The 23,316-nt window shown below is 65.2% G+C and carries 20 protein-coding genes; 10 read left to right on the forward strand and 10 right to left on the reverse strand.

The genetic code is table 11. From position 1 onward, the window contains the following. Positions 1–83: 83 nt before the first annotated feature. From PO883_RS04165 to PO883_RS04175, 3 genes are all read right to left on the reverse strand, one after another. Positions 84–2,099: an ATP-binding protein gene (locus PO883_RS04165; RefSeq protein WP_289308606.1), complete on the reverse strand. Its 2,016-nt coding sequence runs from the start codon at positions 2,097–2,099 to the stop codon at positions 84–86. A 7-nt stretch (positions 2,100–2,106) separates the two neighbouring features. Then, complete coding sequence (locus PO883_RS04170) at positions 2,107–3,264, reverse strand: acyl-CoA dehydrogenase family protein (protein ID WP_289308607.1); 1,158 nt, start codon at positions 3,262–3,264, stop codon at positions 2,107–2,109. 364 nt (positions 3,265–3,628) lie between these two features. Continuing rightward, positions 3,629–4,582, reverse strand: a complete 954-nt coding sequence (locus PO883_RS04175; RefSeq protein WP_167088405.1) for a hydrogen peroxide-inducible genes activator — start codon at positions 4,580–4,582, stop codon at positions 3,629–3,631. A 153-nt stretch (positions 4,583–4,735) separates the two neighbouring features. Between PO883_RS04175 and PO883_RS04180 the strand changes: the two genes are divergently transcribed. The 4 genes from PO883_RS04180 (at position 4,736) to PO883_RS04195 (ending at position 8,151) form a co-directional block, all read left to right on the forward strand. Next, positions 4,736–5,908, forward strand: coding sequence for a PilT/PilU family type 4a pilus ATPase (locus PO883_RS04180; protein WP_167088393.1), 1,173 nt, complete (start codon positions 4,736–4,738; stop codon positions 5,906–5,908). Positions 5,909–6,027: 119 nt separating this feature from the next. After that, on the forward strand, positions 6,028–6,501 hold the full coding sequence (gene rfaE2 / locus PO883_RS04185; RefSeq protein WP_289308608.1) for a D-glycero-beta-D-manno-heptose 1-phosphate adenylyltransferase: 474 nt from the start codon (positions 6,028–6,030) through the stop codon (positions 6,499–6,501). Between the two features lie 28 nt (positions 6,502–6,529). Further along, entirely contained in the window at positions 6,530–7,561 is a 1,032-nt protein-coding gene (locus tag PO883_RS04190; RefSeq protein WP_289308609.1) for a hypothetical protein, read from the forward strand. A 68-nt stretch (positions 7,562–7,629) separates the two neighbouring features. Then, a complete protein-coding gene (locus tag PO883_RS04195) occupies positions 7,630–8,151 on the forward strand; it encodes a hypothetical protein (protein WP_289308610.1) in 522 nt (173 codons plus the stop codon). On the opposite strand, the gene PO883_RS04200 is transcribed toward PO883_RS04195, so the two are convergent. Continuing rightward, on the reverse strand, positions 8,148–9,161 hold the full coding sequence (locus PO883_RS04200; RefSeq protein WP_289308611.1) for a LacI family DNA-binding transcriptional regulator: 1,014 nt from the start codon (positions 9,159–9,161) through the stop codon (positions 8,148–8,150). The two genes, PO883_RS04195 and PO883_RS04200, sit on opposite strands and share 4 nt — an antisense overlap. A 10-nt stretch (positions 9,162–9,171) precedes the next feature. After that, a complete protein-coding gene (locus PO883_RS04205) occupies positions 9,172–10,716 on the reverse strand; it encodes a tryptophan halogenase family protein (RefSeq protein ID WP_289308612.1) in 1,545 nt (514 codons plus the stop codon). A gap of 183 nt (positions 10,717–10,899) precedes the next feature. Between PO883_RS04205 and PO883_RS04210 the strand changes: the two genes are divergently transcribed. From PO883_RS04210 to PO883_RS04235, 6 genes are all read left to right on the forward strand, one after another. Continuing rightward, entirely contained in the window at positions 10,900–13,317 is a 2,418-nt protein-coding gene (locus PO883_RS04210; RefSeq protein ID WP_289308613.1) for a TonB-dependent receptor, read from the forward strand. Positions 13,318–13,422: 105 nt separating this feature from the next. Next, entirely contained in the window at positions 13,423–14,745 is a 1,323-nt protein-coding gene (locus tag PO883_RS04215) for a GH1 family beta-glucosidase (RefSeq protein ID WP_289308614.1), read from the forward strand. Between the two features lie 26 nt (positions 14,746–14,771). Continuing rightward, a complete protein-coding gene (locus PO883_RS04220; protein WP_289308615.1) occupies positions 14,772–15,842 on the forward strand; it encodes a glucokinase in 1,071 nt (356 codons plus the stop codon). Next, positions 15,829–17,163 (forward strand): MFS transporter, encoded by a 1,335-nt coding sequence (locus tag PO883_RS04225; protein ID WP_289308616.1) that lies wholly within the window; start codon positions 15,829–15,831, stop codon positions 17,161–17,163. The genes PO883_RS04220 and PO883_RS04225 overlap by 14 nt, the downstream gene beginning before the upstream one ends. After that, a complete protein-coding gene (locus PO883_RS04230; RefSeq protein WP_289308617.1) occupies positions 17,160–18,890 on the forward strand; it encodes a glycoside hydrolase family 9 protein in 1,731 nt (576 codons plus the stop codon). The genes PO883_RS04225 and PO883_RS04230 overlap by 4 nt, the downstream gene beginning before the upstream one ends. Further along, a complete protein-coding gene (locus PO883_RS04235) occupies positions 18,887–19,009 on the forward strand; it encodes a hypothetical protein (RefSeq protein ID WP_289308618.1) in 123 nt (40 codons plus the stop codon). Before PO883_RS04230 ends, PO883_RS04235 begins: the two co-directional genes overlap by 4 nt. Positions 19,010–19,056: 47 nt before the next feature. On the opposite strand, the gene PO883_RS04240 is transcribed toward PO883_RS04235, so the two are convergent. From PO883_RS04240 to PO883_RS04260, 5 genes are all read right to left on the reverse strand, one after another. Continuing rightward, positions 19,057–20,133, reverse strand: coding sequence for an oxidoreductase (locus tag PO883_RS04240; protein ID WP_289308619.1), 1,077 nt, complete (start codon positions 20,131–20,133; stop codon positions 19,057–19,059). Beyond that, positions 20,118–21,602 (reverse strand): S8 family serine peptidase, encoded by a 1,485-nt coding sequence (locus tag PO883_RS04245; protein WP_289308620.1) that lies wholly within the window; start codon positions 21,600–21,602, stop codon positions 20,118–20,120. Before PO883_RS04245 ends, PO883_RS04240 begins: the two co-directional genes overlap by 16 nt. A 9-nt stretch (positions 21,603–21,611) precedes the next feature. Beyond that, positions 21,612–21,911, reverse strand: coding sequence for a hypothetical protein (locus PO883_RS04250; RefSeq protein WP_289308621.1), 300 nt, complete (start codon positions 21,909–21,911; stop codon positions 21,612–21,614). Positions 21,912–21,998: 87 nt separating this feature from the next. After that, on the reverse strand, positions 21,999–22,469 hold the full coding sequence (gene trmL, locus PO883_RS04255; protein WP_289308622.1) for a tRNA (uridine(34)/cytosine(34)/5-carboxymethylaminomethyluridine(34)-2'-O)-methyltransferase TrmL: 471 nt from the start codon (positions 22,467–22,469) through the stop codon (positions 21,999–22,001). Between the two features lie 20 nt (positions 22,470–22,489). Continuing rightward, complete coding sequence (locus PO883_RS04260) at positions 22,490–23,224, reverse strand: ComF family protein (RefSeq protein ID WP_289308623.1); 735 nt, start codon at positions 23,222–23,224, stop codon at positions 22,490–22,492. Positions 23,225–23,316 lie beyond the last annotated feature (92 nt).

The raw sequence follows: 23,316 nt of genomic DNA on the forward strand, positions 1-23,316 counted from the left end.
GTCGTGGACGAGGCTTGGATTTTACTGTGTTTGCAGGGAAACGTGAACGCCGCGTTGCTCTGGCAAGCCGCGCGCGGCCTCGCTCAGCGAACCGGCTGGTCCTGCCGCGCCAGAAGCGCGGTCAGCGTGTCCACCAGTTGCGTCACGATATACGGCTTTGCCACATGGGCCTGAAAACCGGCATCGAACGCCCTCTGGCGATCCAGCGGGCTGGCGTATGCGGTCAATGCGACCGCCGGCAAGGTGTCGCCGGCAAAGCCACGCCGCCGTATCTCGCCGATCAGCTGGTAGCCATCCATCTGCGGCATGCCGATATCGCTCACGACCATGTCGAGCGCTTCGCTACCGAGCAAATCAAGCGCGAGGAGTGCAGATGGTGCCGTGAGCACGTGCGCGCCATGTGCGCTCAGTACGTCTTTCACCAACTCGCGCGTATCGGCGATGTCTTCCACGAGGAGAATGCGGCGCTGTGCAAGCATGCGCGACTGCGCCGCTGGCATCGCCGGCTGCTGGCGGGCAGCCCCTGTGCCGTCTCCCACGGAAGCAAGGGGAAAGCGTAGCGTAAAGCTGGTGCCCAGCGCGCGCCCCGGACTTGTCACCGCAATGGTCCCTGAATGCATTTCGGTGAGCTGTTTCGCAATCGACAGGCCGATTCCCAGGCCGCCATGGCGGCGCGTGCTCGAGGCGTCTTCCTGGCCGAATTTGTCGAACACATACGGCAGGAATTCGGCAGCGATACCGCACCCGCTGTCTTCGATGACGATCTGCACCAGGCTGTCCGGGACGAGGGAAGCGCGCACCTGAATCGTGCCGCCTTCCGGCGTGAACTTGATTGCATTACTCAGGATATTGTAGAGCACCTGCTGGAGCCGGTGCACGTCGCCCGCTATCGTCACCGCGCCGACGGCATAGTGCGTGACCAGCTTGAGTTGCTTGGCGTCGCTCATTGCCTGCACCGAATCGGTGGCCGCGCGCAGCAGGTCGACCAGCGCGATGTCGTGCAGCTCCAGGGTGAGCTTGCCGGTGACGATCGAGGACACATCCAGCAGATCCTCGATCAGCTTGGCCTGCAGTTTGGCGTTGCGTTCGATAATATTGAGCGAGTGCTGCAGGTCGGGCGCGTCGGGGTGTTGAATGCGCAGAAGTTGAGTGCGACCGATGACGGCAGTAAGCGGCGTGCGCAGTTCATGCGAGAGCAGGGCAAGGAACTCGTCCTTGAGGCGCCCCAGGCGCTCGGCATTCTGGCGCCCCGCACGTTCCGTTTCGATGGCATGCACGACGTCGGAGACATCGCGCGCCGAGATTGAGGTACCGATAAACGTGTGGCTTTCATCCTGCACCCGTGCCAGCGACACTTCCAGGTGCAGCGTTTGGGCATCGATGACGGTGCTCATTTTCGCTGTCAATGGCGGTGCGCCGGCATGGAGTCGCGTCAGTAGCGCGTCGAGCATGGGTGACCAGAACGGCAGCTCGGCAGCCGGCTGGTTGTGGCGCGGGCGACACTGGAACAGCCGCTCCGCCCCCGTGCTCCAGTACAGGACGTTATCGTGCGGACCGAGCGAGAAAATCGCATCCGACGAGTGCTGCAGCAAACTGGCCAGGTAATGCTCCGAAATCACCGATTGGCGATAGGCGACGCTATCGACCGCTTTGGGTTCCGCCAGCCGGAGGTTGGCGCGGTCCAGGGTGGTCCGCAGGCGCGAGCGCTGGCGGCTTGCCTGCACTGCGCGCATCAACTTCTCGCCCAGGCGCGGATCGCCCAGCGGCACCAGGGACCAGTTCGGGCCAAGCATGGGCACAAACCGCAAGTCGGTTTGTACCGCCTCGACCTGTTCCCTGGATGGTATGAAGAGAATCTGTCCGACCGGCCAGACAGTGCGAATCCGACGGGCAATCGAGGCAGCATTGCCGATGCCCGGCCCGACCAGAACGACCGACGGTTCGCGGTCCTGGCCGATCAGTTCCTGGATGCACTCGACGGCGCGTGCCGGCGCAGCCAGGACGGCGTCGAGCTGCTGCTCCTTGAGCGCCTGCGCGAGCGCGCCATCGATGTCCGCGTGCGGGTCCGGGACGATGAGAAGGAGGAGTTTATAGTTCACGGCGCTGTCACAGTAACGGCAAGCCCAGCAATGAGCGCCCGGTCCAGATTTTCAGCATGTCGGTGGTCGGGGACATCACATGCCCGGCGCGTGCATCGCGCAGCATCTGGCTCACCCGGCTGTTCTCGCGGTAGGCGATCCCGCCGCAAATCGTCATCGCTTCATTGGTGACCGCCACGGCGGTCTCGGCGGCATCGGCCTTGCAGGACAAAATGAACGGGAGCGCGTCCGGGTCGCCGCGGTCGCCGCGTTCTCCGGCCGCGTACAGCAGTTGCCGTGTCTTTTCGATGGACCTCCACATGTCGGCGTACTTCATCTGCAACGGCTCGATGTGGCGCAACGAGTCGCCGGTATGGTTGTAGCGCCGCGTGCGCATATGCTCGCCAACGGCCTCGAGTGCGGATTGCGCGATGCCGAGGTAACTGCCCGCCATTGCCATGAGAAAGTAGGGCGCGATGACTTCGAACACGTACCAGATCTGGTCGCCGGTATCGCCCAACAGATTGGTGAGCGGCACCTGCGCATCCGTCAGGCGCATGCCGCGCGACGAGTTTCCGCGCATGCCGAAGCCGTGCCAGGGTTCAAGCCATTCGACCCCGGCGGCGTCGCTGTCGACGATCAGGCAGCTCACGTCGCCAATTTCGCCGGAATCCGGGCTCAGTGCCGAGATCACGTACGAGTCGGCGCGCCCGCCGTTGGTGACGAACTGCTTGGTGCCATTGACCAGGAACTGGCCGCCGGCGAGGGTAATCAGCGTTTCGGACAGATAGAAATTGGCGCCGGTCCCGCTTTCGGACAGGGCCAGGGTGGTGATATGCTCGCCGCGCGCAATCTTGCTCAGATAATGTTCGGATTGGTAGGATGTCGCCTTGGCGGCGATCACCGCCGTCCCCACGCAATGCATGCCGAAGCACAGCGCGGACGACGGGCAGGCCTTGCCCAGCGTTTCGGTCAGCACCGCCAGCGCGAGCAGGCCCTGGCCATGGCCGCCGAGTTGTTCGGGCACTTGCAGCCCCATCAGCCCGGCCTTCGACAGCGCGGCCATCGAACGGGCAGGCCAGGCGGCCTCGCTGTCGACCGCGGAAGCGAAAGGCGCGATCTCGCTGGCGACAGTGGCCGCTGTATCTTTCAGGCTGAGTAGTTTGGTCGCAAACATGTTGAGCATCCACTCCTGTCGAAAAGGGCGAGTTCGGCGGCAGATCCGGCGCGGTGGCGCCAGACGCGATGGGTCGCTTAGGTAAATACAATTGTAGCGTTTTTGCTATCGCACCATATTTCCCATGGACGCAATCGAACCGGTCCGGAACAGGCCTCGTTTTTTCGGCCTGGTGGGGCGGGCGCGCGACCTTGCCAAGCCCGCCGCAGGCATGCTGGCGCCCTCCTTAGCGCGGGAGAGCAACGAATAGGGTGGGGGCGGTGCCGGGCGAATTGCTCAGGGCTGGCGTTCCCGCGCGGGGCGCGATGGCCAGGAGCGCGCCAAGCAAGGCGCTCCCCGACCCGGGCGTGCCGCTCATCGTGCCTCGGCTTGCTTATCCCGCATCGGGCACGACCCCATCGGGCATGAACATGTCGACGCCCGGCAGCTCGCAGGCGGCGACTGCCTCGCACACCGCGTCGATCGCGGCGCGCCGGGTAAAGCTCTTGCGCCACACGATGACCACGCGGCGCTCCGGCACCGGCGCCTCGAACGGCACGAAGGCCAGCATATTGCTGCGCGATTGCATGTCCGGGACCGAGGCGCGCGGCAGCACGGTCAGGCCGATGCCGCTGGCAACCATGTGGCGGATCGTTTCCAGCGACGAACCCTCGAAGGTACGCTGCATGCCATTGCCGGGCGACGAAAAGCGCGCCATTTCCGGGCACACTTCCAGCACCTGGTCGCGGAAGCAGTGACCGTTGCCTAATAACAACATCGTTTCGGATTTCAAATCCTGGGCCGAGACGGCGCTGCGCTTGGCCCAGGGATGGTTTTGCGGCACGGCCACGACAAACGGTTCGTCGTACAGGGTTTGCATCGACATGCCGTGTTCCGGCAGCGGCAGCGCCATGATGGCCGCGTCCAGTTCGCCCTGGCGCAGCAGTTCGAGCAGGCGCACTGTGAAGTTTTCCTGCAAGATCAGCGGCATTTGCGGCACCCGCTCGATGATGTTCTTCACCAGCGGCGGCAGCAGGTAGGGGCCGATGGTATAGATCACGCCCAGGCGCAGCGGCCCGGCCAGCGGGTCCTTGTTCTGCTTGGCGAGTTCCTTGATGGCGGCGGTCTGCTCCAGCACGCGTTCGGCCTGCGCGATGATCTGCGCCCCGAGCGGGGTGACGGAAATTTCCGCGCCGCCACGCTCGAACAGCACCACGCCCAGCTCGTCTTCGAGCTTCTTGATGGCGACCGACAAGGTGGGTTGGGCGACGTAACAGGCCTCGGCGGCATGTCCGAAATGTCTCGCACGCGCGACGGCAACGATATATTTCAGTTCGGTCAGGGTCATAAAGGTGAGGGCAGGAAGAGGACAGGCGCGGCGCGACCGTCGTGACACGATGTTGCTTATGAGTCAGCAAAGAAATTATATTCTACCGGAATGCAGTCGATATAATTGGGCCGCAGGCGGATTTTCGACCTGCCGACTACTTGAAAGGCGAGCATGTCCACCACTTTTGGCCCTCTGGAAGCGCAGGCCTACATCCATAAATTACTGACCGTGATGCACCATCAGGGCGGTTCCGACCTGTTCATCTCGGCTGATTTTCCTCCGAGCATGAAGTTTCAGGGTTCCATGAAACCGATGAGTCAGCAAAAGCTGACCGGCGAAGTCACGCGCGCGCTGGCCCTGTCGTTAATGAACGACAAGCAACGCAATGAGTTCGAGAAGGAAATGGAATGTAATTTTGCAATTTCCTTGCCGAATGTGTGCCGTTTCCGCGTCAATGTCTACGTGCAGCAGCAGTGCGTGGCGATGGTGGTGCGCACGATCGCGTCCGAAATCCCGAATTTCGAGAAACTCGACCTGCCGGAAGTGCTGAAAGAGGTCGTGATGACCAAGCGCGGCCTGGTGCTGGTGGTAGGCGGCACGGGCTCGGGCAAGTCGACCACCCTGGCGGCGATGATCGATTACCGCAATGCCAATTCGGCGGGGCACATCATCACGGTGGAAGACCCGGTCGAGTATGTCCACAGGAACAAGAGCTGCCTGATCACCCACCGCGAAGTCGGGGTGGACACGCATTCGTGGCACGCGGCGCTGAAAAACACCCTGCGCCAGGCGCCGGACGTGATCCTGATCGGCGAAATCCGCGATACCGAGACGATGGAGCACGCCATCGCCTTCGCCGAAACGGGCCACCTGTGCCTGGGCACCCTGCACGCGAACAACTCGAACCAGACCATGGACCGGATCATCAACTTCTTCCCGGAAGAGCGGCGCAACCAGCTGCTGATGGACCTGTCGTCGAACCTGCGCGCGATCGTTTCGCAGCGGCTGGTGCGCACGGAAGACGGCAAGGGGCGCAAGGCGGCCATCGAGATTTTGCTCAATACGGCGACGATCAGCGAGATGATCCTGAAGGGGAATTTTCAGTCGATCAAGGAGATCATGCACAAGTCGCGCGAGCTGGGCATGTGCACCTTCGACCAGGCGCTGTACGAGTTGTACAACCGCGGGCAGATCGGCTACGACGAAGCGATCCGCAACGCCGACTCGGCCAACGGCCTGCGCCTGCAGATCAAGCTGCGCGGCGACCGCAAGGAACCCGGCGGCGCCGCCGCATCGCGCTCGAACGATTTGTCGATGGCGGTGGACGAGGAAGAGGAAGAGTAACCCCCCACCGTCCCCGCCACCACCGTCGTTCCCGCCGAGTGCCGCCTTGGCGCGGGAAGTCGGTTCTGGCAATGCCAGAGACGACGGGGGCATCTAATTGAATTACACCGTAAGCCCACATGCCCGACTTCGAAAACAAAATCTGCACCCGCCTCGACCTCGCCGCCCGCATCGCCGCCCTCCCCAAACCAGTGGTCCTGACCAACGGCGTGTTCGACATCCTGCACCGTGGCCACGTGACCTACCTCGCGCAAGCGCGCGCCCTGGGCGCCTCGCTGGTGGTCGCGGCCAACACCGACGCCTCGGTCAAACGCCTCGGCAAGGGCGACGACCGTCCGCTCAACACCGCGCAGGACCGCATGGCCGTGCTGGCCGCGCTCGAATCGGTGAGCCTGGTGGTCGACTTCGACGAAGACACCGCGCTCGAAGTGGTCCTCGAAGCGCGTCCCGACATTTACGCGAAAGGCGGCGACTATGACATGCAGGCCATCCCCGAAGGCCAGGCCGTGCTGGCCTACGGCGGCCAGGCCATCGCCATCGACTTCGAACACGACCGTTCGACCACCAAGCTGCTGTCGAAAATCCGCACATAAAAGGAGTACCCCCATGGGTGGAAACGCCATGAAACACGTCGGCGTCACCCGCCAGTCGGCTGTCGATCACGCCGCCATCACTGCCGCCGTGATCGACATGCTGCGCGCGCTGTTCCCCGCAATTGCCAGCATGCCGATTCTCGCGTACGGCCAAAAGGACACCTTCGGCGACAGCGACATCCTGATCGAATCGTCCCACCTGCCGCCCGACTGGATCGACCAGGTCAAGGCCGCCTTCGCGCCGCAAGACCTGATCGTCAACGGCGACGTGGTGTCCTTCGATTTCCGGTCCATGCAGATCGACCTGATTACCACCCCGGCGGAAGAAATGGCATTCGCCGCGTCGTACTACGCCTTCAACGACCTGGGCAACCTGATGGGCCGCATCGCCCACAAGATGGGCCTCAAGTACGGCCATGACGGCCTGTGGAAACTCCTGCGCGACAACGACCAGGTGTTCGCCGAGATCCTCATCACGCGCGATGTCGCCAAAACCTTCGCCCTGCTCGGCTACGACCACGCGCGCTACCTGCAAGGCTTCGAGACGCTCGACGACGTGTTCGAATTCGCCGCCTCGACCCCGTATTTCCATCGCCAGATCTACCTGCTCGACAACCGCAACGCCGCCAGCCGCGTGCGCGATGCCAAGCGGCCCTCGTACACCGCGTTCCTTGCGTGGATAGCAGACAAGCCGGAACTGGACCGCTATACCTGGTCAGCCTGGGATGGCGGGCGCAGCTCGCCCGAGCGCGATGCCGAACGGGCCGACTGGGAACAGCGCATCTTCACCGACATGTTCACCGAAGCGCGTCCGCAATACCTCAAGGCGATCGACGAACACGAAACGCACAAGCGCGCCAAACTGGTCTGGAACGGCACGCTGGTCGCCGCGCACACCGGCTATCAGGGCAGGGAGCTCGGCGAATTCATGGCCGCGTGCCGCGCCAGCTTCATGAATGCACTGCACGACCCGGCGCTGTCGTTCGAGCAGTGGGTGCTGACGCTCGCGCCGGAAGATATCACCGCGCACGTCCACGCCTTCCGGCAAACGTGGCGCTAATCCGCCGACCGCTTGTCGTCCAACGCTGCAAGCTTGCAGTACGGTTCGTCGCATTGAATAATTAGCCCATGTTGATTGATCGTTCCGATGCCTATGCCTTGCTTCGCGCGCTAGGCGCCAACGAGCGGCTGCTGCGGCACGTGCAGCTGGTCGGCGAAGCCGCCGATGAGCTCATGAACGCCTACACCGGCTTGCAGGTCCGCTTCGATGCCCGCCTGATCGAGCTGGGGGTGGCCGTGCACGACGCCGGTAAAATCACCTATCCCGAGGAACTCGACGGTCCGGGTTCACGCCACGAACCGGAAGGCCAGGCCATGATGCTGGCCAATGGCGTACAGCCGGCCGTAGCGCGCTGCTGCGTATCGCACGCAGCATGGCAGCATGCCGATAATTCGTTCGAGGAGCTGTCGGTGGCCCTGGCGGACAAACTCTGGAAAGGCAAGCGCGAGGAAGAGCTGGAGTTGCGCGTGATCGACATGATTGCCGCACAGCGCGGCGTGGCGCGCTGGGACGTGTTTACGACGCTCGATTCGGCGTTCGAGGATATCGCCGCCGGCGCCAGCGCGCGCCTGCGGCGCAGCATCGCCTAAGTCAGCCGCCGCACCGATTCGCGCACCACCAGGCTCAGTGCCGGCAACGGCACCTTCACCTCGTGATGTCCGATCATCCCCAGCATCATGGTCCCGATGCACGAACCGACGTCGTACAGCGGCTGGCGCACCGTGGTCAGGGGCGGGGTGGTGTACATCGAACTATGCAGGTCGTCGAAACCGATGATCGACACGTCTTCCGGCACCCGGATGCTGCGCCGGTACAGCGCCAGGCGTGCGCCGTAGGCACTCAAATCGTTGGCCGCGAAAATGGCGGAAAAGCGCGCTCCCGAGGTGAGCAGCTGGTTGACCGCCTGCAAGCCGCCGGACTCCTGGAAGTCGCCCGCCACGATCAGCCCCGGATCGGGCTCGATGCGATGCTTTGCCAAGGTGTCGCGATAGCCGGCCAGGCGCGCGTGCGCATCTTCCTGGTCGTCGGAGCCGCGAATGAACGCGATGCGCCGGTGCCCCTGTTCGATCAGCAGTTCCATGGCCTCGCAGGCGGCGCCGTAATTGTCGAGGACAAAACCGAAGACGCGCTCGCCTTCCAGCTTGCGCCCGAACGCCACGATCGGCACGCGCTGTGAAAAATCGAGGATCTGGGTGTCGCTCATGTTCCCGGTCAGGATCACCACGCCATCCACGCGCCGCCCGATCAGCAGTTCGACCCGCTCGGCTTCTTCAAGCGCGTGCCAGTGCCCGCTCATGATCAAAAGCGCATAGCCGGCCGCCTTGACCGCATCCTCGATGCCGACCATGGCGTCGTTGAAGTAGCCGCTCACCAGCGACTGGGTCAGCACGCCGATGGTGCGCGTGCTGCCCATTTTCAGGCCTTGCGCCACCAGGTTAGGCTTGTAGTTCAGGCGTTCGATGGCGTCTTCGATGCTGCGCCGCTTGGCGTCCGACACCCTGGCGGTGCCGTTCATGAAGCGCGATGCGGTGGCCGGCGAGACGCCGGCGGCATGCGCGACCTGGTGCAGGGTGACGGGGCCGATGTCGTTGTTCTTCATCGGTTGGTCCTCATCGTCGTTGGCACAAGTGCTCGACCAGCGCGCGGTGCGGCGGCAGGTCGGCCAGCGCATGCCCGGCCAGCTTGGCGATCATCGCAAATTCGGCGGCCGCCTCGTCGCGCCGCGCCGGATGGCAGGCGCTCGGATGCAGGCCGGTGGCGAACTCCATCCCGTACAGCACGTACTGCCAGCTCGACGTCGGATACATCTCGACGTCGGCCACGAAGTCGAGCCGGTGCGGGGGCCGGCAGCGCCACATGGCCAGCTTGTCGCGCAGCGACGCGGGAATCGAACGCGGATCGGTATTGTCGGTCCAGAAGGCCGAATCGGTGCGCTGGGAGAGGCAGTAGTGCAGCTTGATGAAGTCGACCACGCGCTCGTAGCGCTCGCGCATCAGGCGGTTGAACTGGGCCGCCACCGGCGCGCTGTCGCCGTTGAACGGGAACAGGTGGCCGATCAGGTAAGCCGCCGTTTCGATCAGGCCGATGCCGGACGATTCGAGCGGCTCCAGGAAACCGCCCGACAGCCCGACCGCCACGCAGTTTTTCACCCACTGCACATCGCGGTAGCCGATGTTCAGTTTCAGCTGGCGCGGCGTGAGTCCGTCGGCAGCCGCGCCGATGTACTGGCGCAGCACCTGCTCGGCGCGCTCAATGGTGGTGTGGCGGCTCGAATACACATAACCGATCCCGCGCCGCTGCTGCAGGCCGATATCCCAGGTCCATCCGGCTTCGTGCGCGGTGGAGATGGTGTACGAGGGGATCGGCGTATCAGGCGCGGGGTAGGGCACCTGCATCGCCAGCGCGCGGTCGACGAACAGCACGTCGTCCATCTTGCGAAACGGTGAGCCGAGCGCTTCGCCGATCAGCGCGGCCCGGAAGCCCGTGCAGTCCACGTACAGGTCCGCGCCCAGCGCGCCGTGTTCGCGCGTGTGCACGCAGGCGATCGCGCCGCCGGCATCGAGTTCGATCCGTTCCACGGTGGCCTGCACGCGGCGCACGCCGAGCGAGCGCCCATGCTCGGCCAGCAGGGCGGCGAAGCGCCCGGCGTCGAAGTGGTAGGCGTAGTTCATCGGCCCGGCGTAGTCGGCATCGCCCAGGCGCTTGGGGCCGTGCGCCGCATCGGCCACGCGTTTTTGCATGGTCGCCGCTTGGGCAAAGGGGATGCCGGCGCCGGCGGTGCCTTGCAGCCAGTGCGGCAGCAGTTCCGGTCCGCCCTGGCGCTGGCTCGGCTGGCTGAACGGATGGAAGTAGTGGTCGGCGCCGGGCGCGCCGGCCGGACGCACCCAATTGTTGAAGCGTACGCCCTGCTTGAAGGTGGCCTGGCATTCGCGCACGAAGCGCGCTTCGTCGATGCCGATCGCCGCCAGGGTCGAGCGGATCGAGGGAAAGGTCCCCTCGCCGACGCCGATGATGCCGATCTCGGGCGACTCGACCAGGGTGATGCTGACGCCGGCCGCGCCTGCGCCGCCCCCCAGGGTACGCGCCAGGTAGCAGGCGGTAAGCCAGCCGGCGGTGCCGCCGCCGACGATCAACACATTATGAAACGCTTTCATGAATTGCCCCTTTTTGTGGCCCTGTGTGGCGAATATGACAAATGCGGTCGCACCGGAATATTTAGTTTGACTTTGGAATGCACCGAAATGTACCATGAAATCGTTTTCACGCAATCTGAAAACGTTTTCTCGCCCAGCCACGTCATGAACAACAAAAATCGGTCAATTCCGAATGGAGACTGCATGAAATCTACCGCCACCCAGGCGTTTCGCCGCGCTCGCGCCCCAATTCAACTTGCCATCCTGACCTTGCTCGCGGGTATCAGCGCGGCGCACGCCCAGGATGCGGCGCAAGCCCCGGCAGCGCCTGCGGTCAGCAAGAGTGTCGCCAGCGGCGACTCGAACCTGATTCCCGAAGTCGTCGTCACCGCGACCAAGCGTTCGACCCCGCTGCAAAAAACCCCGATCGCGATCACCGCCATCAACGCCGCCGCGCTCCAGGACAACCATGTCCAGACCATCCAGGACGTCGTCAACCTGGTGCCGGGCTTCCAGGCCACCGGCCAGGGCGACCATGGCGTGATCACCATGACCTTGCGCGGCATCGGCAACGACAGCGCCAAGACCGAATACGCCGATCCGGAAGTGGCCAGCTTCGTCGACGGCATCTACTCGCCGCGTCCGGAAGGCGCCACCTCGCTGCTGTTCGACCTGGAAGCGATCGAAGTGCTGCGCGGCCCGCAAGGCACGCTGTGGGGCCGCAACTCCACCGTCGGCGCGGTCAACATGCAGACCACCAAACCGGTCATCGGTGAACGCTCGGGCAGTTTCGAAGCCGGCATGGGCGACTACAAGCGCCTCGGCACGCGTGGCGCGGTCAACATCCCGCTGAGCGATAGCGCGGCCCTGCGCATCTCCGCCGTGCACGAACAGCACGACGGCTACATCGATTACCAGAAGCTGCCGGCCATTCCGCTGGCCGACCAGCGCGCCGCCTTCAAGGCTGGCGGCGGCAAGGATGCCGATTTCCGTCCGATCAATCCGAACCTGTTCGTCGCCGGCGGCCCGAAATACGGCTCCCAGGACCAGACCGCGGTGCGCCTGGCGCTGTTGTGGAACATCGCGCCTTCGCTCAAGTGGAACGTCTCGTACGAAAAATTCGCCGACCGCGGCACCCCGAGCATGAACTTGCTGCAAAACCCGCGCGCCGGCACCGACCTGTGGTCGACCCTGGCCGACGTGGCCCCGACCCTCAAGCGCGATACCGATGCGATCCGCTCGCGCCTGGAATACACGATCAACGATTCGATGGCGCTGCACTACATCGCCGGCGTGTCGCGCTTCTCCGGCTCGTCCACCTTCGACCAGGATGGCGGCGTCGCCGTGCCGACCAGCTTTGCCACGGGCGCGACCTACCAGGCCAACAACACGGTCTCGTCGAACTACAAGAACCACAGCCACGAACTGGAACTGCAGTCGCTCGGCAAGCACGATATCGACTGGCAGCTCGGCCTGTACTACGCGGCTGAAAAGAACGACATCCGCTTCGACATCCCGATCTTCAACGGCACCCAGGAAGGCACCGTCAGTTGGCAGGGTTCCTTCATCCAGCCGAAGGAAACCGTGGCATCGAGCGCCGCCTTCGGCCAGGCCACCTGGAACGCCACCGAGAGCCTGCACCTGACCGGTGGCCTGCGCTACACCAAGGACAAGCGCACCAACGTCGGCGGCAACGGCTACACCTGGAACTACGACAAGGACGTGGCCCAGGTGCCGCTGTCCCCATCGATCGATCCGCGCATTCCTGGCCAGGGTTACAGCCCGGGCGTGCCATCGAACGATGGCGTCTACCACGGCAGCAAGGTCACGGGCCTGGTGCGCGTGAACTATGACCTGGACCGCAGCAACATGGTCTACGCCAGCGTCGCCACCGGCTACAAGTCGGGCGGCCTGCAGGATGGCGGCCGTCCGTACGGCGCCGAAACCCTGACCAACTACGAAATCGGCACCAAGAGCACCTTCTTCGGCGGCATGGTCAAGATGAACAACGCGCTGTACTACTCGGACTTCAAGGACTTCCAGTTCAGCGCCCCGATCACCAATCCGGACGGCACCCGTGGCCTGGCCACCAACAACGCCGAAGGCGCCACGGTGTCGGGCCTGGAGTCGGAAATCGCGGCCAAGATCACGCGCGACGACAAGCTGCAACTGACCTTGGCCTACACCCGCGCCAAGCTGGGCAAACTGGTCGGCGGCACCAATGACTACACGCTGCCGAAGTGCGCCATTCCGGGCATCAGCACCTGCCTGGACGTAAGCGGCAACACCATGCCGCACGCGCCGAAGTTCTCGATGCAGCTGCAATACCAGCACAACTTCGAGCTGGCCGGCGGCGCCACCCTGGTGCCGCGTATCTCGACCCACTACGAAACCGCGTCCTGGCTGAGCGTGTTCAACCTGGGCGAGGGCGACCGCCAGAAAGCCTACGTGCGCACCGACCTTGGCCTGCGCTACACGGCCAGCAAATGGTGGGTCGACGCCTTCGTGCGTAACGTGGCCGACAAAAACATCAAGACCAGCGCCGCCAATTCCTTCGGCCCGTACATGGCGCAGTACCTGCCGCCGCGTACCATCGGCTTTAACACCGGCGTCGACTTCTAAGTAGCGCCAACCCGTCCGCTTCCCCCGGGGGAGCGGACCACGGCGCGGCGTGCCTGCAAGGGCGCCGCGTGTCCCGTCATTGCCCCACCGATATCGAGCTCTAGAATGAACCAATCCAATCACTACCCTGCCGACTTTACGTGGGGAGTCGCGACCAGCGCTTTCCAGATCGAGGGCGGCGCCAGCGCTGACGGCAAGGGGCCATCGATCTGGGACACCTTCTGCCTGAACCCGAACAACATCAAGGACAAGAGCGACGGCACGGTCGCCTGCGACCATTACAACCGCTATCGCGAAGACGTCAGCCTGATTTCGTCGCTGAACGTGGACGCCTACCGCTTTTCGATGGCATGGGCGCGCGTCCAGCCGAGCGGCAAGGGCGCCTGGAACGAGGCCGGCTTCGGCTTCTACGACCGCCTGCTGGACCAACTGGCGGCGAAAGATATCAAGGCGCACCTGACCCTGTACCACTGGGACCTGCCGCAAGGCTTGCAGGACGACGGCGGCTGGCTCAATCGCGACAGCGCGCACCGCTTCGCCGACTACGCGCACGAAGTGGCGCGCCGTTTCGGCAACCGCGTCGCGGCCATCGCCACCCACAACGAGCCATGGTGCAGCGCCAACCTCGGTTACGGCAATGCGCAGTTCGCGCCCGGCGTGGCGGACGCCAAACAGGCGATCCAGGTCTCGCACCACCTGCTGCTCTCGCACGGCCTGGCGATGACGTCGATGCGCGCCACCGCCAGCTCGGCCCAGCTGGGCATTGTGCTGAACCAGTGGACGGCCGACCCGGCTACCGATTCCGAGGCTGACCGCGCCATGGCGGAACTGGAGTACGCGCGTTCGGTGCAGTGGTTCATGGACCCGATCTTCAAGGGCCGCTATCCGGAGCTGGCGCTGCGCGCGCACGGCCAGAACGCGCCCGTGGTGCACGACGGCGACTTCGCCGCCATCGCCCAGCCGATCGACTTCCTCGGCGTGAACTACTATTTCCGTTCCTTCTGCAGCGCCGAAACGCCGCCGCGCACGCCGCCCGGCAAGCTCGGTTTCACCGACATGGGCTGGGAGATCTATCCGCAGGGGCTGACCGAACTGCTGGTCAAACTGAATGCCGAATACATGCTGCCGCCGATTTACATCACCGAAAACGGCATGGCCAATCCGGACGCGGTCAGCGGCGGCAAGGTGGCCGATCCCGAGCGCATCGCCTACGTGCAGATGCACCTGGACGCGCTCAAGGCGGCCATGGAGCAGGGCGTCGACGTGCGCGGCTACTTCCTCTGGAGTTTGCTCGACAACTTCGAATGGAACTCCGGCTACGCCAAGCGCTTCGGCATCGTCCACGTCGACTACGAGACGCAGGAGCGTACGCTCAAGGACAGTGCCATCTGGTACCGCGATTTCCTGTCCGCCCAGCGCCAGCGCTGATCGACTGTTCTTCCACTGGAGGCAACATGGTTCATGATTCCTATGCCGATGGTGCGCGCCTGCTGGCCGACATCGGCGGCACCAACGCGCGCTTCGCGCTCGAATACGGCGCCGGGCGGGTGGGCGACGTGCACACCCTGGCCTGCGCCGACTACGCGCACTTCGACGACGCGGTGCGCGCCTATCTAAACAGGCTGCCGGCGCGGCGCGTGCGCCACGCGGTCATCGCGATCGCCAATCCGGTCGACGGCGACGCCGTCAAGATGACCAATCACCACTGGGCGTTTTCGATCGACGCCTCGCGCAAGACGCTCGGTCTCGATACCCTGCTGGTGGTGAACGACTTCGCCGCGCTGGCCATGGCGTTGCCGGCCCTGCGGCCGGCGGACCTGGACCAGATCGGCGGCGGCAAGGCCGTGGCCACCGGCGTGATCGGCCTGGTGGGCGCCGGCACCGGCCTGGGCGTGGCCGGCCTGGTGCCGGTCGACGGACGCTGGGTGGCGGTGCAGAGCGAAGGTGGCCACGTCGCCTTTTCGCCGTTCGACGAACGCGAAGTGGCAGTCCTGCAGCATTGCTGGCAGCGTTACGAGCACGTCTCGGCCGAGCGCATCGTCTCCGGACCCGGCATCGTGCTCATTCGCGAAGCGCTGGCCGACAGGCGCGGCCTGCAGGTCGACGCCAGCCTGTCCACGGCGGATATCGTGGAACGCGGTTTGGCCGGCAGCGACCCGCTGTGCCGTGAAACGCTGGACTGCTTTTCGGGTATGCTGGGCACCGTCGCGGCCAACCTGGCGGTCACGTTGTGCGCGCGCGGCGGCCTGTATATCGGTGGCGGCGTGGTGCCGCGCCTGGGCGCGTATTTTGCCCAGTCGCCGTTCCGGGCGCGCTTCGAGAACAAGGGACGTTTTTCCGCCTTCACCGCGCAGATTCCGACCCTGGTGATCAGCGCCCCCTATCCGGCCATGCTGGGCGCGGCGGCGATCCTGTCGGCGTACCTGGCCGACCTGGCGCCAAGCGGCGCCGGGCCGCGCGCCATGGCGCCGGCGCCTTTGCCGCTGCCTCCTCTTGAAATGGAAAACGACCATGCACGCTTCTAAACCGTCCGTCTCGCCCCTGCTGTGGGTGCCGACCGGTTACTTCATGATGGCGCTCGGCTACGTCATGCTGACCTCCGTCACCGCCATCATGTTCAAGAATCTCGGCATGGACAACGGCAAGGCGGCCCAGTATTCGAGCCTCCTGATCCTGGCCTACACGGTCAAGCCGCTGTTCGCTCCCTTCGTTGAAATGTACCGCACCAAGAAGTTCTTCGTGCTGTGCGCGCAAGTGCTCATTGGCCTGGGCTTCGTCGGCATCGCGCTGGTCATGGCCCTGCCGAACTACATGGCGATCCTGATGGCGCTGTTCTGGGGCTTGTCGTTCGTCGGCGCGACCCTCGACATCGCCAGCGACGGGGTCTATGTCACCTCGCTCGATTCGCGCGCGCAGTCGCTGTACTGCGGCATCCAGAGCCTGAGCTGGAATATCGGCCCGATCGTCGCTTCCGGCGGCATGGTGTTCCTGAGCGGCTGGCTGCACGTGAACGTGTTCCACCACGACGCCACCGTGTTCGGGCCGGACTGGATCGACGCCTGGCGCATTATCTTCTTCCTGGTGGCCGGACTGACGCTGCTGCTGGCCATCTGGCACGCGCGCTTCATGCCGGACGGCGCGCGCGCCGAAAACACGCCAGCGAGCGTCAAGGCGGCCGGGCATATCCTGATGGATGCCTTCGTCACCCTGTTCCAGAAGCGCGGCATCTGGCGCATGATCGCCTTTGCCTTCCTGTTCCGCCTCAGTATCGGCTTCCTGGAAAAGATCGGCCCGTTCTTCATGGTCGATCCGGTCGCCAAGGGTGGCCTGGGGCTGAACAACGAAATGCTGGGCCTTATCTACGGCACCTACGGCCTGGCGGCGGTGCTGCTCGGGTCCCTGCTCGGTGGCCTGTACGTGGCCAAGCGCGGCCTCAAGGAAACCCTGTTCGTGCTGTGCTGCGCGGTGAATATTCCGAATGTGACGTTCCTGATCATGGCCGTGTACCAGCCATCGAGCCTGTCGCTGATCACGGCCGGCGTGATGATCGAGAAGTTCTTCTTCGGCTTCGGCGCGGTCGGCTTCATGATCTACCTGATGCAGCAGCTCGCGCCGGGCAAGTACACCACCACCCACTACGCCTTCGGCACCGGCATCATGGGCTTGTGCGGCATGGTCACGGGCGCCATCAGCGGCCACTTGCAGGAGTGGATGGGCTACATCGCCTACTTCGTCTTCGTGATGGTCGCCACCATCCCCTCGTTCATCGCCACCTGGTTCGCACCGTTCCACATCATTGATGCGGCCGGCGACGATCCGAAAGCCACGCAGGCGGTACCGGCATGAGGCGCGCGCCAGCCTGCCTGCTCACGGTGCTGCTGGCGGCCGGTGCCCACGCCGCTGCCGCTCCCGCGCTTGGCGAGATCCGCGTCAACCAGCTCGGTTTCCTGCCGCAGGCGCACAAGGTGGCCGTGCTGCCGGCCGGCGCCAGCGGCGATGTCGAGGTGATCGACGCCGCCAGCGGCGCGCTCGCCTGGCGTGGCCGCGCGGGTCCCGCCGCCATGTGGAAGGAATCGGGCGAAACGGTCATGCTGGCCGATTTCTCGGCCTTGACGCGGACCGGCGAGTATCGCATCCGCGCCGCCGGCGCCGCGCCATCCGAACGTTTTTCGGTGCGTGCCGGCGTGTACGTGGAGCTGAACCGCGCCGCGCTCAAGGCGTTCTACTTCAACCGCTCCGGCATCGCGCTCGACGCCGCCCACGCCGGCGTGCATGCGCGCGCGGCCGGGCATCCCGACACGCGCGTGCTGGTGCACGCCTCGGCCGCATCATCGGTGCGCCCCGAAGGCACCGTCATTGCCAGTCCCAAGGGCTGGTACGACGCCGGCGACTATAACAAGTACATCGTCAATTCGGGTATCTCCACCTACACCTTGCTGGCCGCGTTCGAGCATTTTCCCGGCTATTTCGCGCGCCAGCGCACCGGCATTCCGGAAAGCGGGAACACGTTGCCGGACATCCTCGACGAGGCGCTGTGGAACCTGGAATGGATGCTGTCCATGCAGGACCCGAATGACGGCGGGGTGTACAACAAGCTGACCAACCAGAACTTCGACGGCATGGTCATGCCGGACAAGGCCAGCGGCGCGCCGCGCTACGTGGTGCAAAAGGGGACTGCCGCCACGCTCGATTTCGCCGCCACCATGGCCACCGCCAGCCGCGTCATGAAGCCGTACGAGCAGCAGCGTCCCGGCCTGTCGGCGCGCATGCTGGCCGCGGCCGAAGCGGCGTGGGAATGGGCGCGCGCCAACCCCGCCGTGGCGTTTCGCAATCCGCCCGGCGTGGTGACCGGCGAATACGGCGACGCCAGCTTCGACGATGAATTCGCGTGGGCCGCGGCCGAACTGTATATCAGCAGCGGCAAGGACAGCTACTACGCGGCGATGAAGCCGGCCGCCGTGACGGCCAGCGTGCCCGAATGGGCCGACGTGCGCGGCCTGGCCTGGATCTCGCTCGCGCACCATCGCAAGCGCTTGAGCGCTGTCGCCGACCAGCGCCTGATCGCCGCGCGCATCGATGGCCTGGCGGCGGCGCTGGCCGCCAAATGGCGCGCCTCGGCTTACGGCGTGCCGATGCAGGGCGGCGATTTCGTCTGGGGCAGCAATGCGGTGGCACTGAACCAGTCGATGATGCTGCTGCAGGCGTACCGCCTGAACGGCAAGCGCGATTACCTCGACGCGGCGCAGGCCGGCCTCGATTATGTGTTGGGGCGTAACGCCACCGCGTATTCCTTCGTGACCGGCTTCGGTGCGCGCCAGGTGCTGCATCCGCATCACCGGCCCTCGGTAGCCGACCAGGTGGCCGCGCCGGTGCCGGGCTTTCTGGCTGGCGGGCCGCACGCGGGCCAGCAGGACAAGGGCGACTGCAAGGTGCCCTATCCGTCGGCGCTGCCGGCGCTGTCGTATATCGACGACGATTGCAGCTACGCCAGCAACGAAGTGGCAATCAACTGGAACGCACCGCTGGTGTATGTGTCGGCGGCGCTCGACGTGCTGGGGGACGCCGCGCCGTGAGACGGGAAGATCCTTGCCTGCTGCTGGCAATGCTGGTGCGCCAGGAGCAGCTGCTCCAGTTCGAGTTTTTCAACAGCGACGTCGCGCTCGAGATTGGCCTGCGGCTGGTACGGATATAAGCGTCAACTGCATATCGTCGTCCCCGCCTGCGCGGGGACGACGGGGGCTACTCGAACGTCACGCTCCTCTGCTGCGCGTGGCTTTGCATGGCCATGCGGATGATCTTGATCACCGCCAGGCCTTCGCGCGCGGTCACCGGCAAGCTTTTGCCATGGGCGATGGCGTCGAACACACGCTGGTAGTATTCCTGGTAGCAGCCGGGCAGCGCTTGCGCCTTGCCGGTCACGCTCAGCGCGCCTTTCACGAAACTGATGTGCGCGTGCAGCGACTCCGCTTCCACGCCCCAGCCGGGCGCCCCGGGACGCTCGCCGCGCATCAGCGCCGCTTCCTGCGGGTCCATCCCATGCTTGATGAAACTGCCGGTATCGCCATGCACGGTGAAGCGCGGCCCGGCCTGCAGCACCAGCGAGGACGCGTGCAGGATCACGCGGCGCGCGCCGTAGCGCATGGTCAGGTGAAAATAGTCGTCGGCGGCGTCGCCGCCAGCGTCGCGCTGCACCCCCATGTCGCAGTTGACACAATCCGGATTGCCGAACAAGACCAGCGCCTGGTCGATCAGGTGCGCGCCCAGGTCGTACAAGATGCCGGAACCGGGCAAATCCTGTTCGCGCCAGCGCCCGCGCACGTTGGGGCGGTAGCGGTCGAAATGCGCTTCGTACAGATGAATGGGCCCGAGCAGTCCCGCTTCGATGGTCTGGCGCAGGGTCAAAAAATCGCTGTCCCAGCGCCGGTTGTGGAACACGCTCAGGTGCAGCTGCCGCTGTTCAGCCAGCGCGATCAGTTCGGCGCCCTCGTCGAGGGTGATGGTGAACGGTTTTTCCACCACCACGTGCTTGCCGGCCAGCAGCGCCTGCCTGGCCAGCGGCGCGTGGCTGGCGTTGGCGGTGGCCACCACCACCAGGTCCACCTCGCTTGAATCGATCAGGGCGCCCGGGTCGGCCACCACCTGCACATCCGGAAAGTCGCGCAATACGCGCTCGCCCTGGCTGGAGCAAACGCGGGTCAGGCGCAAGCCCGGCACCGATGCAATCAGCGGCGCCTGGAAGGTGGCGCCGGAAAAGCCGTAACCAATCAGTCCGACCCGGACTTCGCGTGCCGCCTCCATCGCTACGCCTGCTGCCATGCGGCGAAGGCGTCGACCAGGCCAGCCCCGGTGGCGCCATCGATGCCCGGTCCGGCCTTGATGCCCAAGCCTTCCGGATCGCTGGCCGGGCTGGCCGAACCTTCGCGCACATCGATCGCGGTGCGCACCAGCAAGGCCTTGATCTCGGCCGGCGTGAGCTTGGGGTTTTTCTGCAGCAGCAGGGCGCACACGGCCGCGATTTGCGGGGCCGAGGCCGAGGTGCCGCTGAACACGGCCCAGCCGTCGCCGGCGGTGGTGCCGTCATGCTCGGCGTTGCCGGTATCGATCTCGGCGCCGGGCGGGACCGGCAGCATGATGTAATCGGCATTCGGCAGCATGCCGACCAGGCCGCACACATCGGGCACGTGGCGGCCTGAATAAATGGCGCTGGTAAAGGCCGACGCGTAATCGGACGCTTTCATCGCGCCATCTTCGGCCACGAAGGTGCCGCCCACGCACAGCACTTCCGGCATCGAGGCCGGGAAGGCGTAGTGCCCGTTGCCGGCGGAAAATACCACCACGATGCCGCTGGCAATCGCCGCCTGGATTTCCGCTTCCAGCGCTTTCAGGCCGTTCGGCAATTCTTTTAGTTCGGACACGCCATCGTTGTCGCGCAAGTCGTAGCACATGCTCACCGTGATCACGTGCGGCTTGTGCTTGAGCGCTTCCTGGAAGCCTTCGAGAATGCTGGCGCCGCCGTTCGGATCGTCATCGTCGCCCAGCTTGACGCCGATGAAAGTCACTTTCGGCGCCACCGCGAACACATTGGCCGATTCGCCCGTGCCGTGGCTGCCCGGATCGGTGCGGCGGTTGGTGGCCGAGGGCGCCAGCACCACCGAGGACGTGAAGCCATTGCGTGTGAAGAAGGGATGCGAATGGTCGAAGCCGGTATCGATCATGGCCACGCGGATGCCTTCGCCGTGGTGGCGTTCCTTGTGGATATGGGCCGCGTTGAGCTTGGCGGGCACATCCTTGAGGACGTCGAGGTGGTAATAGCCGACCGCCGGCGGGCGCGCGCTGGCGCCCGGGTCGGCCAGGTAGATGTGGGGCCACTGGATATACGCGTCGTCGATCAGCGCGGACAGGGCGGGATCGGGATTCCATGGCGCGCCCTCGGCCGGGTAAAACACCTGGTCGCTCGAATAGCTCTGTTTCTTGCTCAGGTTGAACGGGGTCAGGTGCGTGCCGAACACTTCCTCGAACTGGGCCACGCTGCCGCGCACCGAGACCGTCATGCGGCCGCGTCCGGAAACGGTGAAGCCGCGCTGGCGCAGCGCTTCGATGGCCGTTTCCATTTCGCCGGGGGCGGGCTCGAAGCTGAGGATGCTGCGCGAGGACAGGCGCGCGGCCAGCTTGGTCGGACCGGCGCTGGCGCGGCCCTTGAAGGTGACGGCGATGCGCAACTGGGCGTCGGGCGGCGCAGATTCGTTGAGGGCAGGGCTTGGCGGGCTGGGTTTGAATGGCTGCATGGATTCCCCCTAGATAGGTTGGCCCGGCGCCGCGTGGCGCGGAGCGATGGTAATCAGGCTGACGGCATGTTGCAGATCCGCCGGAATGGCGAGTGCCGGGGTGGATCTTACATCGGAAGCGAACCCGGCTCTTACATTTGGAATTGGTCCGAATAAATTTTCCGCCTCGGCCACGGAGGTTTCCGCCGAGATGGTGGCCATGCCGCACGCGGTCACGCGCAGGCCGTGCGCCTCAAGCAGGGCGCACAGGGCGGGGTCGTCGATGCGATCGCGGGAGGGATTGCGCAGCACGAGCTGGAGCTTGATCATGAGGGGGCGGACAGAGGGACGCTGATGTCATGATAGTAAGGCTTTGCGGAAATCCTTGCCGGACAGGTGCTATCGTGCGCGCGCGCCTCAGGCGCCGCCGGCGTAGCCGTTCTGGCGCCATGCTTCAAAGACCACCACGGCCACCGTGTTCGACAGGTTCAGGCTGCGGTTGTCCGGGCGCATCGGCAGGCGGATGCGTTGTGCCTCGGGAAAAGATTCGCGCAGCGCGGGCGCCAGGCCGCGCGTTTCGGCGCCGAACACGAACACGTCGCCGGGCAGGAATTTGGCATCGGCGAACGGCGCGGAGCCGTGCGTGGTCAGCGCGAACATGCGCGCCGGGTCGGGCCGGCAGGCGTCCAGGTAAGCTTGCCAGTTCTTGTGGACCTGCATGGTGGCGTAATCGTGGTAGTCGAGTCCGGCGCGCTTCATCTTGGCATCGTCCAGCGGGAAGCCGAGCGGTTCGATCAGGTGCAGTTGCGCGCCGGTGTTGGCGCACAGGCGGATGATGTTGCCGGTGTTCGGCGGGATTTCGGGTTCTACCAGTACGACGTGGAACAAGTCATTCTCCTTTTGTAAAGTCAGTGCGGCGCCGTGCGCGCAAACACCAGGTTGCTCACGCGCGCGGCGCCGAAGCGCTTGAGCGTGGCCGCCAGCGCATTCAATGTATGGCCGCTGGTCATGACATCGTCGACCACGCCGATGTGGCGTCCGCGCACCTGGGCCAGCATGTCGGGCGCCACCAGGAATGCATGGCGCATATTGTTCTTGCGCTCTTGCGCCGTCACGCCCGATTGCGCCGGCGTGTCGAGCCGGCGCAGCGTCAGCCGTGCTTGCAGGGCGATGCCCAGCAGTGCCGACAGCGGCCGGGCAATTTCGAGCGCCTGGTTGTAGCCGCGCTCGCTAAGCCGCGCCGGTCCCAGCGGCACCGGACACAGCAGTTCGGGCAGCGCGAAGCCGGGTGCGGCCAGCACCGCCGCATGCAGCGTGTGCGCGCACCAGGGCGCCAGCGCGAGGGCGCCGCCGAACTTGAGCCGCAGTACCAGCTGGTCGAGCGGACTGGCGTAGCCGCCGGCGGCCACGGTGGCGTCGTAGGCGGGCGCCCCGGCCAGGCAGGCGCCGCAGGCCAGGGCGGCGTCGGCGGGGCCGAGCGGATTGGCGCAGCGGCGGCAGCGCGCCGTGCCGGCGTCCACGAACTGGCGCGCGCAGGGCGTGCACACGGGGGCGTCGGCCGCGCCGCCGCACAGGGCGCAGGCGCAGGGCAGCAGCGCGCGCAGCCTGCCTGCCATCGCTTCGCATCGCGGCCATGCGCTCATCGGACTGCCCTTTTTAAATGGGAATGCGGCAAACGGGAAGACGGCAAACGGGTACACTGCCCGCATTATCTCATCTCACCGCTTATTTCACT

Source organism: Massilia sp. DJPM01, assembly GCF_030348125.1.
GTDB lineage: Bacteria > Pseudomonadota > Gammaproteobacteria > Burkholderiales > Burkholderiaceae_D > Telluria_A > Telluria_A frigida.

Bases quoted from the DNA above. Each gene is read 5' to 3' on its own strand.
- PO883_RS04190 (WP_289308609.1), top strand. From the start codon at position 6,530: ATGAAACACGTCGGCGTCACCCGCCAGTCGGCTGTCGATCACGCCGCC.
- PO883_RS04215 (WP_289308614.1), top strand. From the start codon at position 13,423: ATGAACCAATCCAATCACTACCCTGCCGACTTTACGTGGGGAGTCGCG.
- PO883_RS04240 (WP_289308619.1), bottom strand. From the start codon at position 20,133: ATGGCAGCAGGCGTAGCGATGGAGGCGGCACGCGAAGTCCGGGTCGGA.
- PO883_RS04220 (WP_289308615.1), top strand. From the start codon at position 14,772: ATGGTTCATGATTCCTATGCCGATGGTGCGCGCCTGCTGGCCGACATC.
- PO883_RS04195 (WP_289308610.1), top strand. From the start codon at position 7,630: ATGTTGATTGATCGTTCCGATGCCTATGCCTTGCTTCGCGCGCTAGGC.
- PO883_RS04180 (WP_167088393.1), top strand. From the start codon at position 4,736: ATGTCCACCACTTTTGGCCCTCTGGAAGCGCAGGCCTACATCCATAAA.
- PO883_RS04260 (WP_289308623.1), bottom strand. From the start codon at position 23,224: ATGAGCGCATGGCCGCGATGCGAAGCGATGGCAGGCAGGCTGCGCGCG.
- PO883_RS04170 (WP_289308607.1), bottom strand. From the start codon at position 3,264: ATGCTCAACATGTTTGCGACCAAACTACTCAGCCTGAAAGATACAGCG.
- PO883_RS04225 (WP_289308616.1), top strand. From the start codon at position 15,829: ATGCACGCTTCTAAACCGTCCGTCTCGCCCCTGCTGTGGGTGCCGACC.
- PO883_RS04200 (WP_289308611.1), bottom strand. From the start codon at position 9,161: ATGAAGAACAACGACATCGGCCCCGTCACCCTGCACCAGGTCGCGCAT.
- PO883_RS04230 (WP_289308617.1), top strand. From the start codon at position 17,160: ATGAGGCGCGCGCCAGCCTGCCTGCTCACGGTGCTGCTGGCGGCCGGT.
- PO883_RS04175 (WP_167088405.1), bottom strand. From the start codon at position 4,582: ATGACCCTGACCGAACTGAAATATATCGTTGCCGTCGCGCGTGCGAGA.
- rfaE2 (WP_289308608.1), top strand. From the start codon at position 6,028: ATGCCCGACTTCGAAAACAAAATCTGCACCCGCCTCGACCTCGCCGCC.
- PO883_RS04205 (WP_289308612.1), bottom strand. From the start codon at position 10,716: ATGAAAGCGTTTCATAATGTGTTGATCGTCGGCGGCGGCACCGCCGGC.
- PO883_RS04210 (WP_289308613.1), top strand. From the start codon at position 10,900: ATGAAATCTACCGCCACCCAGGCGTTTCGCCGCGCTCGCGCCCCAATT.
- PO883_RS04245 (WP_289308620.1), bottom strand. From the start codon at position 21,602: ATGCAGCCATTCAAACCCAGCCCGCCAAGCCCTGCCCTCAACGAATCT.
- PO883_RS04250 (WP_289308621.1), bottom strand. From the start codon at position 21,911: ATGATCAAGCTCCAGCTCGTGCTGCGCAATCCCTCCCGCGATCGCATC.